Source organism: Bacillus sp. NPDC077411, from assembly GCF_044543425.1.
Classification (GTDB): domain Bacteria; phylum Bacillota; class Bacilli; order Bacillales; family Bacillaceae_G; genus Bacillus_A; species Bacillus_A bruguierae.
Map to the genome: position 1 here is coordinate 50,812 of NZ_JBITWA010000015.1, position 15,308 is coordinate 66,119.

The following is a 15,308-nucleotide window of genomic DNA, read 5'->3' on the forward strand; positions in this document are numbered from 1 at the left end:
TTAATACGTTTTGATATTTGATATGTGTATTCGTAAAATACTGAAAATTATGTTAAAATAATTGTTAATTGTTTGAAAAGGAGGATTTTATTATGAAAAATGGTCGTCTTGCAAAAATAGATTTAACGAAAAGAATGGAATCAAAAAAAATATACAATAAGAAGCTTGAAAAATATCAAATGCGTTTACTGGCGTTGCAGCAAATTTTACGAAAAGAAAAAATAGCCGTTATTATGGCTATGGAAGGCTGGGATGCTGCTGGGAAGGGGGGAGCAATTAAACGAATTACTGAGCATCTTGATCCACGCGGCCTGCAAGTAAATCCAATTGGTGCGCCTGCTCCTCATGAAAAACGCTATCATTATATGCAGCGATTTTGGCGGAAAATCCCGCAATATGGCCAAATTACTATTTTCGATCGTTCATGGTACGGTCGTGTATTGGTCGAACGCGTTGAAGGTTTCGCTATAAAGGAAGAGTGGACGAGGGCATACGATGAAATTAATGATTTTGAAAAATTATTAACAGACGATCGTTACATAGTAGCAAAATTCTTCTATCATATTAGTAAAGATGAACAGTTAGCACGATTTAAGGACCGAGAGCAAAATCCGCTTAAAAAATGGAAAATTACAGATGAAGATTGGCGCAATCGTGAAAAGTGGGATGAATATGTCGAGGCAATAGAAGATATGTTTGAAAAAACAGACAAACCAAATGCAAAGTGGCATATTATACCTGGCAATGATAAGTTGTATGCGCGTGTGAAAACATTGAGAGTGATCATTTCATTAATTGAAGATTATTTCTTAGAACATGGTATAGAACTGCCATCATATTATCATGAAATGAAAGAAGAAAAGCAAGAGAAGACAGAACAAGTATAAGATTTAAGTCGTTCCATTCGACTGGAATGAATCTATTTTCTTTGTTTTTCTCTTAATGTTGAAGTTGGGATCCATATTACCTGTTATACAGAATAAAGTTTTTTTGAAGTGGCATGTTAGCACCTTTCTATTTTATTTATTCTTCCGAAAAGAGCAATTAAATGCATTTTGAAAAATTATTATGACTGCATCTTATATTTTTGGTGATAAGAGAATTGCGAAGGGGTAGATGGATTTGAATAGAATCATATATATTTTTGTATTTGTCATATCTTTTGGCAGTATTTTTAATTCTTTGGCACCTCATATTTATGCTTGTGACTGTAAAGGTTCAACAGTGGAGGGATCATTCGGAAAACATGATGCAGTATTTGAAGGGAAAGTAATGGAAATTCAAGAGGATAGTGAAAAGGGACAAGCTATATTATTTGAGGTGAAGGCAAATTGGAAAGGTGCAGATACATCTCAAATAATTATCTATACCAATCTAGGCTCGTGTATGGTTCCTTTTACAAAAGGAGAAAGTTATCTTGTCTTTTCCTCAAAGAGAGGTACGAACGGTCAGTTGTATACGTCTGAATGTAGCGGTACGAAACAGCTGCAAAGAGCAGAGAATGATGTATCTGTTTTAAATCATATTGCGAAGGGACAAGTTCCAACGAAACAAGTGAATGTTGAACATGCTATGCCGAATAATCATAGAACAAGAAGTATCATCATGTTGGGTTTAGCTTTCTTTGTAATGGGTATAGGTGTATTGATAATAAGAAATAAACGCAAAAAATGATGAATAAAATAGAAAAATGGCGATTTTCTTTATGTTAATAAATGGAGTTTATTCTTGTATCAGCTACATAATTATGCTAAAATTTATGTAACTTTTAATGAACGGAGGGGTCTCCTTTGATCTTAATCAGATTACGTCTCAATACTTTGTGCCAATAATTGAATAGCGCTCAAAGGCTCTGTCTGTGTACAGAGTAAACGGGATTGGTCTGTCTTTTTAAAGGAACCCTATTGAACTTATATGTGAAAAGAGGGAAGGACGAATACGCCTTCTTTTTGTTTTACCTTTAAAACAGAATGATGCAATGCATGTATACAAACATTTTTTATGTTGTATGATGCTGGATTTGACGACCATTGAACACGCAAGAAGCGATGCTTTTTTATGTTTATTTGTTATGCTTTCATCCGTTTATGAAAAACACAGGCAGCAGCTTGTGTTTTTTTAGTTTGCGCGTAATCGAAATGGAGGAATAAATATATGGAACAGCTAGTACAAAGAGCAATATTAGTTGGAGTGAATTTAAATAGTGAAAGTGATTTCGAATATTCAATGGAGGAGTTAGCGAATTTAACAGAAGCGTGCGATGTTGAAGTGATAGGGAAAGTAACACAAAATTTACATCGTGTAAATCCATCTCATTATATTGGAACGGGTAAGATTGAAGAAGTGTCAGCGTTCGTAAAAGAAGCAGATGCGAATTTAGTCATTTTCAATGATGAGTTATCGCCTTCACAAATTCGAAATTTAGAAGCAGATTTAGATTGTAAAGTGATTGATCGTACGATCTTAATTTTAGATATTTTTGCGCAGCGTGCTAAGACGAAAGAGGCGCAACTACAGGTTGAAGTAGCACATTTGCAATATATGATGCCTCGTTTAATTGGCCTTCGTGAATCGTTAGGAAGACAAAGCGGTGGTGTTGGTACGAAAAACAAAGGGGTAGGGGAGAAGAAATTAGAGCTTGATCGCCGTAAGATTGAAGAGCAAATTGCTGTGTTAAATAAAGAGTTAGAAGCGCTCGTTGCACAGCGTCAAACACAGCGTAAACAGCGCAAGAAAAATGAGGTACCTGTTGTTGCGTTAGTAGGGTATACAAATGCAGGGAAATCAACAACGATGAATGCGATGCTTGAAATGTTTAACGGATCTGCAGAGAAACAAGTATTTGAAAAAGATATGTTGTTTGCGACGCTTGAAACAGCTGTGCGAAACATTCAATTGCCAGATAACAAATCGTTTTTATTAACAGATACCGTTGGATTTGTTAGTAAATTGCCGCATCATCTTGTGAAAGCGTTCCGTTCGACGTTAGAAGAAGTAGCGGAGGCGGATCTATTGATTCATGTTGTGGATTATGCAAATCCGAACTATGAGCATCTAATTGAGATTACAAATCAAACGTTAAAACAAATCGGTGTAGAAAATATTGCAACTATTTATGCCTATAATAAAGCAGATGTTATTGATATTGAAATTCCAAAAGTACAAGATAATCGCGTGTACTTATCTGCGAAACAAAAAGTAGGTATCGATGAACTTGTGCAAATGATTCGCACGCAAATTTATAAGGATTATACAAAGTGTGAAATGTTAATTCCTTATGATCAAGGACAGTTAATTTCGTATTTTAACGAGCATGCTCATGTTTTATCGACAGACTATGAAAATGAAGGTACGAAGATTACCGTGGAATGTAAAATGAGTGATTTGGAAAAGTATAAAAGGTATGTAATAAGTTAAAGAGTTCACTTGAAAGAAGAAAAGAAGAGAAGAGCTGCTGGATAGTAGCTCTTCTTTTCCTTATCTTTTCGTTGCATATATACATGTATCTCTTAATTCCGTCCCATCTACTGAAACGCTGTTATTCTCTAAAATACCTTCTAATTTAAAACCTAATCTTTCAGGTATGGCACGACTTTTTACATTTTTTGAGTCACAGCGAATTTCTACTCGATTTGCTTGTAATTCATGAAAAGCGAAATTTACAATTCCTGTAACAGCTTCTGTCATGTATCCTTTTCCGCTAAAACGGGAGTCAATCCAATACCCAATTTCAAATTTCGGAATATCCCAGTTAATGCGGTGTAACCCTGAAGAGGCAACAAATTCACCTGTGTCTTTAAGGAAAATGAGTAATCGTAAATCTTCACGCGCTAAAAATTTTACGTGAGAATCTCTAATATTTGCTTCTACTTCTTGTTCCGTTTGTTCTTTTTGTGCAAAAGGCATCCAAGGTTTTAATTCTTCAATAGATTCATTGATAGCGTTATATACTTCTTTTCCATCTCCAGGTCTTGGCATCCTTATGAGAAGTCTTTCCGTATAGAACTCCGAAGGGAAATTTAATAGTAGTGGATTCATGAGAAACGCTCCTTACTTGTTATTTTATATTATGATACATGAATGGATGTATATGGTAAATGTTTTTTCTGAATTTTAATAAAAATGAAGTTTTATTAGGTTTTGGGGGTATATTCATTTTGCATGGTAGTAAGCAAAGAAGTGGAAAAAGATGAAAAAGAGGTATAGAATATATTTTGTTTAAAAAGTCAGAAAAGTAAATGTGTGTGAAACATATGCAGAGGTTGTTTTGAACACAAAAGGAGAGGAGCGTGTAGCATGCAGACAATAGCAAAGCCGAATGCGATGAATGCACCAACGATTTACCGTATTTTATTTGCGATTAGTTTAGGGCATTTTCTGAATGATTCGATGCAGGCAGTTGTACCGGCACTGTTTCCCATTTTAGAAAAGTCGATGAATTTATCCTATATGCAGGTGGGATGGATTGCCTTTGCTCTCAATATGACATCATCCATTATGCAGCCGGTGTTTGGGATGTATTCAGATAAGAAACCTTCCCCGTATTTGCTGCCACTAGGAATGTTTTCAAGCATGCTTGGGATGATTGGACTTGCGTTTGCACCGAACTTTTTTATTATCATTTTATCAGTTTTATTTATTGGACTCGGATCTGCTGTCTTTCATCCAGAAGGCGCACGTGTTGCTTATATGGCAGCGGGAGCAAAACGTGGTTTAGCACAATCCATTTATCAAGTAGGAGGAAATACAGGGAATTCGCTTGCCCCCATTTTTACGGCACTTGTATTTGTTCCGCTTGGTCAAATTGGAACAGTATGGTTTACAGGCTTTGCGATGGTTGGAATTATCTTATTATACTTTGTTTCTACATGGTATAAAGGCGAGTTAGCAAGCGGGGCTGTAAGAAGTAAGAAACGTGCTGCACTAGAAGCTGAAAGTTTAGTAATAAGCAGCCGAATTAAGTTTGTCATTGTTTTACTTGTATTTTTAACATTTGTTCGCTCGTGGTACGGAGCAGGGATTGGAAACTTTTATCAGTTTTATTTAATTGAGCATTATGGATTATCTATTAAGAATGCACAGTTTTACGTATTTGCTTTCATGATTGCTGGCGTACTTGGAACGTTTTTTGGCGGGCCATTAGCAGATCGGTTTGGAAAGCGAAATATTATTGTTTTTTCCATGCTCGGTTCAGCACCTCTAGCGCTATTATTGCCACACGTTTCGCTCGTCTGGGTTGTTCCATTGTTTCTTTGTATTGGATTTATTAGTTCTAGTAGCTTCAGTGTGATTGTTGTGTATGCACAGGAGCTTGTTCCAGGTAAAGTTGGTATGGTATCTGGATTAATTGTCGGACTTGCATTTGGACTTGGGGCGCTAGGAGCAGTTGTACTTGGAAAATTGGCAGATATATATAGCCTTAACTTTATTATGATATTATGCAGCACTCTGCCGTTAATTGGCTTATCATCATGGTTATTGCCAAATGACCGTAAAACGATGAAAAGACTGTAGTCAGCGTATAAAAAGGTGTAACTTGACATATAAGTTACACCTTTTTAATATCTATAGTTTTAATTTTTTCAATAATGGTAGTCGATTGATACGATCGCCAAGAATGTCAGAAGCAAGGCCGCTTGTAAATACAAAAGCGAAGTAAACAAGTCCGCCAAGGGCACCGCATACGACCACAATTAATAATGACTCCATATATGACTGGCCAGGAATTAACCATTTTAATAACGTTTTTACGCCAACTACTATAGCAGACATCGCAGCCGAGTAAATGGTAATAAGTAATATTGTTTTACCAGTTTTTACGATGTTAAACTTTGTATATTTCACAATGCAGTATAACATGATTACATCAGAAACGAGGTAACCAAGTATAGTTCCTAATACAGCGCCGTGTCCACCGAGTAGGTATAGAAGCGGCGTGTTGACAATAACTTTTACAATAATACCAACAGTAAAAGCAATCATTGTTTTACGCTGATAATCAATACCTTGTAAAATAGCAGCTGATACGGTGAAGATTGCACTCATTACAGCGGATGGTGCATATGAGATTAAATATTGTGAACCATCTAATGCTGTATTGTGATCAAAATATACCATGCGAAATGCATCGTATGCGATGCTCGCAAGTCCAAATGATGCTGGAATTGTGAAAAATAATAAGACTGTGAAAATCTTTTCAATTTGGTTTTGCAACTCTTCTAATTTACCACCCGTAAATGACTGTGTAATTGCCGGGATGATTGTAAGTGAAAAGCCTGTTGCTAGTGATGCTGGTATCATAATTAATTTTTGAGCATAGTTCGTAATGTAAGCGAACACAGCGTTTGCTTTATCAAGCGGTGTACCGATTGCCCGCAGTGCATCGGCAACTGTATATTGATCCACTAATGTATAAAGTGGAATGGCAATACCTACAAAGACAATTGGAATCGCATACCGAAGCAGTTCCATATAAATCTTTGTTAAGGAGAATGAAGAAGAGCGGGTTTTTAGTTCTCCTTCTGGCGGACGAAGCCCATTGTATTTTCTCCAGTACATAATGAGCATGGAAACACTAGCAATTGCTCCAATAACAGCGCCAAATGTTGCAACTGCTACAGAAGATGCTACTGATCCGCCTAATAGTTTAGAAACGATAAAGCTTCCAACTAAAATAAAAATAACACGAGCAATTTGTTCCACAACTTGTGAAACAGCACTTGGTTTCATATATTGAAAACCTTGGAAATAACCGCGGGTAACACTCATTGCTGGCACAATAATAAGTGCAAAACTTAGCGCACGCATTGTTAATGTTACATTTTCGACAAATCCAGGTTCAGGTGTTTTAGATCGGATAATTAATTCCGATACGTATGGTGCACCGAAAAATAAAATTAAGAAACCAAGGAATCCCATAAACATCATTACTTTTAAGCTGGAATTGTATAATTTTTTACTTGTACTGTAATCTCCTAAAGCGTTATATTTGGCAACAAATTTGGAAACGGCGATAGGAATACCTGCCGTTGAAAAGCTTAGTAAAATTCCATACCAGGAGTACGCATAAGAATATAAAGCAACTCCTTCACTTCCAACTAAAGCTTGAAATGGGAAGAAATAAATAAAACCTAAAATACGTGAAATCATTGTCGCACCGCTTAGCAGGGCAGTGCCTTTTAATACTTTTGAAGTAGACAAAATACTTCCTCCTACTCTGGTTGCTTAAGAATCATCTTTTTCTACTATAAACTTGTCTTGGTATTTTATAAAGTAAAATACTAAATTTAGTATTAAATAATTTTTACAAAGCGTGTTTTTTTTGCGAAATTTTAGTAGGGAATTGTAATTTTGAGGGAAGTGTGATAATTTAGATTATTCTTGATGACACAATTATTAAAAAGACATGAAGATGCAATTAGGAAAAATTTATCATATAATAAGATTGATTCAAAAGAGATATTGGGAGGTGTTGATATGGCGATTACAATGAAATTGCTAGATACTGCAGCGTCTCATGCAAAGCCAAGTATGGAAACGGCGATACTTTGCATGAGGTAGACAAATAATCTAACATACAATCGCCTAAATGGACTTGTATCATTTCTCTTATATTTGGCTTTGCACCTTATTTAGATGAAACATAAAAAATAAGGGGCGAGCGGAAATGAAATATGTAAAAGCAGCGACTGTTTTACCTGAAAAGTTGATTATAGAAATTCAAAAGTATGTGCAAGGCGAAACGATTTATATTCCAAAACAAGAAAATGCTTATCATAAGTGGGGCACGCGCTCTGGAGGGAGAAAGCAACTTGATGATCGAAATAAAGCAATTAAAGATGCTTTTAAAAACGGAACATCAATTTGTCAATTAGCTGAAGAATATTTTCTCTCCATTGAAACTATAAAAAAAATAGTATACTCCAAATAAAGATAAAAGCACTGAGTTTTTTTATATAAAATGCTCAGTGTTTTTGTATGTAAAGTTTGTTTCTAAATTATCTTCTGCATTTTATAAAGCAAATGCATTGTATAAAATAAAAAATAGATAAACAATTTTGTATGGAGTGATAGAAATGAATGCTTTTATTAGAAGTGATCAATACAACTTTATAAAATCACAAGCTTATATTCTAGTGAATGGACATGCAACTGCGAATGATAGGGGAGTTATTGCTGCACTGAAATCTCTGGCGATAGAAAAAGTACTACATCTGTTTGAAGATCTGACAGATGAACAAAAAGAATTAATGGATATGATTTTGACGATTCAAAATAGAGAGGATGCAGAATCATTTTTGCTCAAGTTATCGCCATATGTCATACCGTTTCAAGAAATGTCACAGCAAACATTAAAAAAATTATTTCCTAAGGCTAAAAAGCTTAAACTGCCTGAAATGGAAGAAATCAATATGAAAGAGACATCTTATCTAAGTTGGATTGATAAAGGATCAAACAGAAAGTTCATAATAGCTCGTAAAGATAATAAGCTTGTAGGTGTGCAAGGTACATTTCAAAGTATAAATAAAAAAAGCATTTGTTCATTGTGCCATAAACATGAAGAAGTGGGAATGTTTCTTGTTGAAATAAAAGGTGATGTACCTGGTACCTTTGTTAAAAAGGGAAACTATATTTGCAAAGATAGTATAGTGTGTAATCAGAATATGACTTCACTTGATAAATTAGATGATTTTATTGAGAGATTGAGAAAATAAGTGATGGATACAGTTGTGAATAGGGAAAAGAAAAAGGACACTGCTATTTGTGTCCTTTTTTCTTTATTGTATTATTTCTTTTGCCAGTTTGCTTTAATAAAGTCTTCACGACCAGATTCTTTCCGCTCTTGTGCATATTTTTCTGGATTCTTTTTATAAAAATGTTGATGATATTCTTCAGCCACGTAAAAAGGAGCAGCTGGGCGAATCTCTGTTACAATTGGGTCTTTAAACATACCGCTTTCGGCTAATGCTAACTTTGATTTTTCAGCAAGCGCTTTTTGTACTTCATTATGATAAAAAATTGCTGTACGGTAAGATGGGCCGCGGTCGAAAAATTGTCCGCCGTCATCTGTTGGATCGATTTGCGGCCAATATAAATCTAATAACTTTTGATAAGGAAATATAGTAGGATCAAATGTAATTTGAACGACCTCTAAATGTCCAGATTCTCCCGATTTTACTTCCTCATATGTTGGATTTTCAACATGTCCTCCTGCATAACCTGAAAGGACTTTATGTATACCAGGCAGTTCATCAAATGGCTTGACCATACACCAAAAGCAGCCGCCAGCAAAAGTTGCAAGTTCATATTGTTTTTCTTCCATCGTATTTAATTCTCCTAAATTGATATGTTTTATACAGTATCGTATATGTTTTGAATCATCGCAAGAGAAAAGTCAGGAAGAATAATAAAAATTTATTGTGTTCGTTTATTCATAATGTCTCCATTTTGATTAATTTGTACATCGTTTGAAATAGATTGTAAATATTGCAGCATGTTTTGTTTTTCTGTATCTTGAAGCGGTGTAATTTGGTTATTGCGAATCATATAAGGATTAAATGACATGCGGACGTCGTTTCCTTTAAATTTAATCGTTAGAACTCCAGTTTCTGCACTATGACCTTTTACATAATCAGGGAAGAGGAAGTTTCCAAGTGAGTATGCAACAGGAACTTTATCGTAATATTCAAATCCTTGTAACCAATGGGGATGACTTCCAACAATCGCATTTGCACCTGCTTCTACCATTTTTTGAACATATTCTTTTTGATAAGCAGCAGGGCGATTTGTTTTTTCGACTCCCCAATGCATATACACGATCATATAATCGGCATCTTTCTTTTGTTCTTTAATTGTTTTTGTGACTAGGTTTAAATCGTAACCATTTGCAATACCAGGTTTGTTATCTGTAGCTGCCCATGCAGCGTCAGGCATAAAACGAACGAAAGAGAGAAATGTGAATTTTTTACCTTTAATTGTAACTTCTCTCGATGTATATGCATCTTTTGTATTTTTTCCTGCACCGATATACGGAAATCCCATTTTTTCAACATGGGAAATTGTATCCAATAAGCCTTCTTGATAATAATCGAGAGTATGATTATTTCCGATATTAACAATATCATAGCCTGTATTTTTAATAGCTTTTAGTGTAGAAGGGTCGCTTTTAATCCAAAACAGTTGGCCAGGATATTTTTTCTCGTGAGTTGTAAACGCAGATTCTAGATTTACAAATGAGTAGTCTGCTTTTTCTATTTCCGGTTTTACATGCTGAAATGGATAATCAGCACCTTTACTTTGAATAACAGGTCGCAATTGCCAATCAAACATTGTATCACCCGAGAATGTAAGGGTAATCTCAGGATCTTCTTTCGGTTTTTTTGTTTGTTCTTTTCCTTTTGCTTTTTCTGTTTGTTTATTTTTTACTCCTGTATTTTGCTCATTTTTCGTTTCTGAATTTAGCGCATAGTTGATTAATAAGATTATCGGGGTGAAAAGTACGGCTAATACTATAGTACGTTTTAGTAATGTTCGTTTGCGAATTTTCATAAGTAGTCCTTTCCATATAAAATTAGTAGTATGTAGGGATATTAATTTTAAAAAATATTCAAATATCGAATTTTAATGATTTCAATATTAAGGTAACTCGAGAGGTTTAATTAGAGCAATGAGGGTGGTTAATAAACTAGATGTTTATAAATCTATAATTCTACTTATAACTTTATATGAAAATGGATTTGAAGGAAAGTAAGAAAATTGAATTTTCAAGTAAAATATTAGAACATGAAGGGATATTCAATGTCATAATGGCTATTTAAAGAGGGGGATTGTATTGAAATTAAAATAAAAATGGAAATTAATAGTATCTTGTTTTACAATGGATAATATCCAGAATTTTTCGTTTTCTTTTTTGAAGGGAAGATAGAATTTATGGGGAATAAAGTGAATGGTCTATTTGTTAGAACAACAACACAAGAAGATTTACAACAAATTGTAAAGCTATGTACGACTTACGATCAAGCTATTTACGGTGAAATTGATACAACAGAAGAGGATATTATCAACTCATGGAAAGGTATTGATGTGAGTAAGAGCTCTTATGTAGTTATAAATGAAGATGAAAATGTAATCGGATACGGAATTCTTACTGGAAATGAAAGACAATTTCCTTCTGCCGTATTCATAAATCCTGATTATATCAATCAAGACATTGAATATTCATTATGGTCGAAGCTTGAAGAGCGTGCTACGGAGCTCGTAGAGTATTCACCTAGCTTGGACGGTATGATTGTAACGCAAGCAAATAATAACTATGAGGAAAAAATATTAGAAGAAGCTGGTTTTATTCCAACTCGTATTTGGTGGGGGATGGGAATGGAATTAAAATCAAATGTTCCATCACCATTATGGCCAAAAGATATTACTGTACGACATTACATATCAGGTGTGGACGATGAAAGGTTGCATCAAGCTTTTAATGAAGTCTTTGCAGACCACTGGAATTCGCATCCTTCTACGCTAGAAGAGTTTATGGAACGTACCGAAAGAGAAGGCTTTCATCCTACATTATGGTCACTAGCGATGCATGGAGATGAAGTAGTTGGTTTTATCTTTAGTAAAAAGGGCACTGACAATAAAGCTGAAATTACTCACTTAGGTGTAAGGCATTCTAGGCGTAAACAAGGGTTAGGATTAGCGCTATTACATCATGCATTTGGTCAATTGCAACAAGAAGGAATTACAAAAGTTCATCTACATGTAGATTCTGAGAATATTACAGGCGCACCTCGCGTATACGAAACAGCTGGAATGAAAGTGCAGAGTAAATTTGTTCGCTTTGATAAGGAAGTTTCCATTAGAAAATAAAAAAGAAGTCCAGTGATGAAATGCTGGACTTCTTTGATTTTATATATACACATATATATATGGTTGAAATAAAGTCACGATGTTTATAAAAAAGATGCGATGTTTTTAACAAAGTCGCAATGCTTTATCCCTTTAGGTAATCATATCTAAAGGGGTGTTTTTTTATTCTGGAAGTGAAATTATGTCGCTTGAATACCTGTCTTCCTGTAATCCATCGATTTATTTAATTCCTCATGAAAATGAAGGTTGTAAGTGACGTTACGTCATCTATTATAGTTAGGATATAGAATACAAAGAAAGAGGAATGGTAAATGAAGAAAAGCGACATGAATTGGAAGGAGCAAGACCATTGGGGATTAAAAGAATTTTTATTAATGATGCTACTTGAATTTGTATTTGTTATAGGATGCATAAAATTCTTAGTAAAGCCTATTTATTCTCAGTGGTTTGATAATGAGTTATATTCAGGAACTTTAATAGGGTTAACAATAGCGATTGTTTTAGTTTTAGGTGTATATTTTATCGTTCTTCGTCCAAAGAAGCTTTCTTGGAGTGAAGTAGGAATCAGGTCATTGTCTATGAAGGATTGGAAAATTATTGTTTTACTAACTATTATATTAATGGTTGGTGATGTAATAGTGATGGCACTTACTAGCTTTATTGGGAATACTTATGAGAACAGCAAAACTGAGGCTATGCAGCAAAACGTAAATTTCTTTACAGTTCTTATTGCCTTTATTTCTGCGGCGGTCATTTCACCAATATATGAGGAAATATTTTATCGTGGTTTTTTATATCGATGGTTACGTACACGCTTAGGTATGATAGTGGCCATTTTTCTAAGCTCAGTAATCTTTACAATTATCCACATTCCAACTTATAACGCGATGCCTGTAAACTTCTTGAGTGGTATAGTCTTTGCATGGGCGTATGAACGAACCAATTCAATCTGGGCACCAGTCATCATTCATGGTCTAACTAATGGAATTATGGTGCTGCTGACAACGATGGGATAGTAAAAGTTGTTGTAAGCAGGTGAAGTATCCAATGCTACTTTATACATGCTTTTAAAGCATCCTATTTTCACTTTAGATAGTGAACTATATTCAAAATCAACTATCGGGGAGTTTTAGTTGAGTAAAAATAATCAAACTTTTTTATAAATTACTATACTAATTAATAAGCAAAGAAACCATTTTAATCAAACTTTTTTCAAAATGGTTTCTTTTTATTTATCATAAATTAAGGGTTTATGAGGTGTTTTTAATCAAACTTTATTCCAAACTTACATCAACACATAAGTCGCTGCTTTGCAGAATACATTTTGATCGCTACTTGCTTACTCCTTTTGTTTTAAATATGGCATGTGGTAGGAAAAGGACCTGACCGCTTCTATACGCGGCCAGATGCTCTTGCCCTCCCAAAAGAAAGAGAGTCTGTCGGTTTTTTACTTTTAAAAATAGTAATTAGAATTGTAAACAAAGATAACTTAAAGTTCCGAATTCATAGCTTCGATGAATTACTTTGGGCTTGGCATTACCACTTCCCATTGCAATGAAAAGAGGTACAAAGTGTTCTGCCCTTGGAACAGCTAAACGTGCATGGGGAGCTTCAGCTTCCCAGTTGAATAGGGTGTCTGTACTGTTATTCTGAATTTGATCAATGAGCCATTCATCAAATTCAACAGCCCATGGTTCAGGTGTAGTTTGTTCCCATTTTAACATTCGCAAATTGTGCACGGTAACACCGCTGCCAATAACTAAAATATTTTCTTCTCCAAGTCCTTGAAGAGCTTTTCCAATTTCATATTGTTCTCTTGCAGGAAGGAAAGGGTTTACTGAGATTTGAACAACAGGTATATCAGCTTTTGGATACATACGGTGCAGGAGTGTCCAAGAGCCATGATCTAATCCGCGTGTTGTATCTTTTTGAACCGCAATTCCGCGATTTTTAAATTTTTCTTCTAGCATTGCTGCAATAGATGACGAACCTTTTGCTGCATATTTTATTTCATATAGTTCAGGAGGAAAACCGCCAAAATCATAAATTGTTTCATATGCACTGTCTGAAGAAGAAATAGTTAAAATCTCACTTTCCCAATGAGCTGTAAAAATGACAATTGCTTTTGGTTTGTATGTTTCACCAAGTGTTTGTAAAAAACTCGTATAGTCTGTATCTTCAATGGCTAGCATAGGAGAACCATGTGCTAAAAATAATGATGGCATCATAATTATTACCTCCAATAATTTAATTACTTTATGTAAGTAACTATATAACTTTATGTTTGTTTCGTCAAGAATAAAGTGGCAGAAATAAAAATCTCATGATTTGTAATAAGAAAAGCTTTTACATATAATTTATAGGAAGAAAAATGAATCATAGTTCATTTTGTGGGGGATAGATTCATATTGTTGTGAAATAGATTATAGGCTTGGGGGAGTCAAAATGAATAGACAAGAAGGATTCGTAATGACATCGGATGAATCAGAAATTTATTTACGTCAATGGTTGCCAAAAAATGAACCTCGTGGAATTGTTCAAATTGCACATGGTATGGCAGAACATGTTGGTGCATATACGGAATGTATCGAAGCGTTATTGAAAGCTGGATATGGAGTATATGCTTATGATCATCGCGGACATGGAAAAACCGTACAGCAGGAAGAAGATTATGGTCATTTTGAGCCGAATGTGGGTTGGGATCAAGCTGTTTCTGATGTGATTTTCGTTTCAGAGCTTATTCGTAAGAAGCATACTTGTCCGCTTTTCTTATTAGGACATAGTATGGGTTCTTTCTTATCAAGACGTGCCGTGCAGCTTCGCGGTGAGCTATATAATGGACTTCTTATTTCAGGAACAGGAGGGAATCCAGGATTTTTAGGAGTCATTGGCCATAAAGTGGCAACGATTGAAATGAAGCTTCGCGGAGCAAAAATGAAAAGTCCAATGCTAAACTTCTTATCATTTGGTAATTTTAACTCACACTTTAAGCCAAACCGTACGAAGTTTGATTGGTTGTCTTCAGATACGAAGCAAGTTGATAGATATATAGAAGACTCATTATGTGGATTTATTTGTACAACGAGTTTTTACCGTGAATTATTTAACGGTGTGCTGATGGTGAACAAACTTGAAGCATATAAGAAAACACCAAAAGAACTTCCTATTCATATTTTTTCGGGGGACCGTGATCCAGTTGGAAACATGGGGAAAGGGGTTCAAGAAGTATATGAAATGTATAAAAAATGTGGTGTTAAAGATGTTACCATCCGTTTATATGAGAACGGACGGCATGAAATGTTCCATGAGGTAAACAGACAGGAAGTGTTCCAGGATGTGATTTCTTGGTTAGACGAGCATGTTGTGTAAGAGAGGAACTTACCTAAGCAATTTGCTATGAAAGATATCCTATATTTCAAATAAAGTCGCCTTAACAGAAATGG

General features: G+C 34.9%; 15 protein-coding genes. 10 read left to right on the plus strand and 5 right to left on the minus strand.

What is annotated here, in order from left to right:
- The first annotated feature begins 92 nt into the window (after positions 1–92).
- From ACIGHG_RS18055 to hflX, 3 genes are all read left to right on the plus strand, one after another.
- Entirely contained in the window at positions 93–887 is a 795-nt protein-coding gene (locus tag ACIGHG_RS18055; RefSeq protein WP_396549736.1) for a polyphosphate kinase 2 family protein, read from the plus strand.
- 235 nt (positions 888–1,122) lie between these two features.
- Positions 1,123–1,674 carry a cobalamin biosynthesis protein CbiN gene (locus ACIGHG_RS18060; RefSeq protein WP_336473989.1) on the plus strand — a complete coding sequence of 184 codons (552 nt, stop codon included), beginning with the start codon at positions 1,123–1,125 and terminating at the stop codon, positions 1,672–1,674.
- Positions 1,675–2,154: 480 nt separating this feature from the next.
- Entirely contained in the window at positions 2,155–3,417 is a 1,263-nt protein-coding gene (gene hflX / locus ACIGHG_RS18065) for a GTPase HflX (RefSeq protein ID WP_336473988.1), read from the plus strand.
- A gap of 60 nt (positions 3,418–3,477) precedes the next feature.
- Here the strand turns inward: hflX and ACIGHG_RS18070 are convergent, their stop codons facing one another.
- Positions 3,478–4,038, minus strand: coding sequence for a GNAT family N-acetyltransferase (locus ACIGHG_RS18070; protein ID WP_336473987.1), 561 nt, complete (start codon positions 4,036–4,038; stop codon positions 3,478–3,480).
- Positions 4,039–4,296: 258 nt separating this feature from the next.
- Between ACIGHG_RS18070 and ACIGHG_RS18075 the strand changes: the two genes are divergently transcribed.
- The gene (locus tag ACIGHG_RS18075; protein ID WP_336473986.1) at positions 4,297–5,514 is read left to right on the plus strand and encodes an MFS transporter; all 1,218 of its coding nucleotides are present in this window, start codon (positions 4,297–4,299) and stop codon (positions 5,512–5,514) included.
- 51 nt (positions 5,515–5,565) lie between these two features.
- Here the strand turns inward: ACIGHG_RS18075 and ACIGHG_RS18080 are convergent, their stop codons facing one another.
- Positions 5,566–7,200: a putative polysaccharide biosynthesis protein gene (locus ACIGHG_RS18080; RefSeq protein WP_090912096.1), complete on the minus strand. Its 1,635-nt coding sequence runs from the start codon at positions 7,198–7,200 to the stop codon at positions 5,566–5,568.
- 183 nt (positions 7,201–7,383) lie between these two features.
- On the opposite strand from ACIGHG_RS18080, the gene ACIGHG_RS18085 reads away from it, so the two are divergent.
- From ACIGHG_RS18085 to ACIGHG_RS18095, 3 genes are all read left to right on the plus strand, one after another.
- Positions 7,384–7,560 carry a hypothetical protein gene (locus ACIGHG_RS18085; protein ID WP_170857684.1) on the plus strand — a complete coding sequence of 59 codons (177 nt, stop codon included), beginning with the start codon at positions 7,384–7,386 and terminating at the stop codon, positions 7,558–7,560.
- Positions 7,561–7,666: 106 nt separating this feature from the next.
- Positions 7,667–7,930, plus strand: coding sequence for a CD3324 family protein (locus ACIGHG_RS18090; RefSeq protein WP_090912094.1), 264 nt, complete (start codon positions 7,667–7,669; stop codon positions 7,928–7,930).
- A 145-nt stretch (positions 7,931–8,075) separates the two neighbouring features.
- On the plus strand, positions 8,076–8,714 hold the full coding sequence (locus tag ACIGHG_RS18095; protein WP_336473985.1) for a FusB/FusC family EF-G-binding protein: 639 nt from the start codon (positions 8,076–8,078) through the stop codon (positions 8,712–8,714).
- A 71-nt stretch (positions 8,715–8,785) separates the two neighbouring features.
- Here ACIGHG_RS18095 and msrA read toward each other — a convergent pair whose 3' ends face one another.
- Both msrA and ACIGHG_RS18105 read right to left on the minus strand, forming a co-directional pair.
- Positions 8,786–9,322: a peptide-methionine (S)-S-oxide reductase MsrA gene (gene msrA / locus ACIGHG_RS18100; protein WP_336473984.1), complete on the minus strand. Its 537-nt coding sequence runs from the start codon at positions 9,320–9,322 to the stop codon at positions 8,786–8,788.
- 92 nt (positions 9,323–9,414) lie between these two features.
- Positions 9,415–10,548: a CapA family protein gene (locus ACIGHG_RS18105; protein ID WP_396549741.1), complete on the minus strand. Its 1,134-nt coding sequence runs from the start codon at positions 10,546–10,548 to the stop codon at positions 9,415–9,417.
- A 393-nt stretch (positions 10,549–10,941) separates the two neighbouring features.
- Between ACIGHG_RS18105 and ACIGHG_RS18110 the strand changes: the two genes are divergently transcribed.
- Both ACIGHG_RS18110 and ACIGHG_RS18115 read left to right on the plus strand, forming a co-directional pair.
- A complete protein-coding gene (locus ACIGHG_RS18110; protein ID WP_396549806.1) occupies positions 10,942–11,865 on the plus strand; it encodes a GNAT family N-acetyltransferase in 924 nt (307 codons plus the stop codon).
- Between the two features lie 311 nt (positions 11,866–12,176).
- On the plus strand, positions 12,177–12,881 hold the full coding sequence (locus tag ACIGHG_RS18115; protein WP_035434439.1) for a CPBP family intramembrane glutamic endopeptidase: 705 nt from the start codon (positions 12,177–12,179) through the stop codon (positions 12,879–12,881).
- A gap of 450 nt (positions 12,882–13,331) precedes the next feature.
- Here ACIGHG_RS18115 and ACIGHG_RS18120 read toward each other — a convergent pair whose 3' ends face one another.
- On the minus strand, positions 13,332–14,093 hold the full coding sequence (locus ACIGHG_RS18120) for a DODA-type extradiol aromatic ring-opening family dioxygenase (protein WP_396549743.1): 762 nt from the start codon (positions 14,091–14,093) through the stop codon (positions 13,332–13,334).
- A 217-nt stretch (positions 14,094–14,310) separates the two neighbouring features.
- Here ACIGHG_RS18120 and ACIGHG_RS18125 point away from each other — a divergent pair, with 217 nt between their 5' ends.
- Complete coding sequence (locus ACIGHG_RS18125; protein WP_396549745.1) at positions 14,311–15,234, plus strand: alpha/beta fold hydrolase; 924 nt, start codon at positions 14,311–14,313, stop codon at positions 15,232–15,234.
- Positions 15,235–15,308 lie beyond the last annotated feature (74 nt).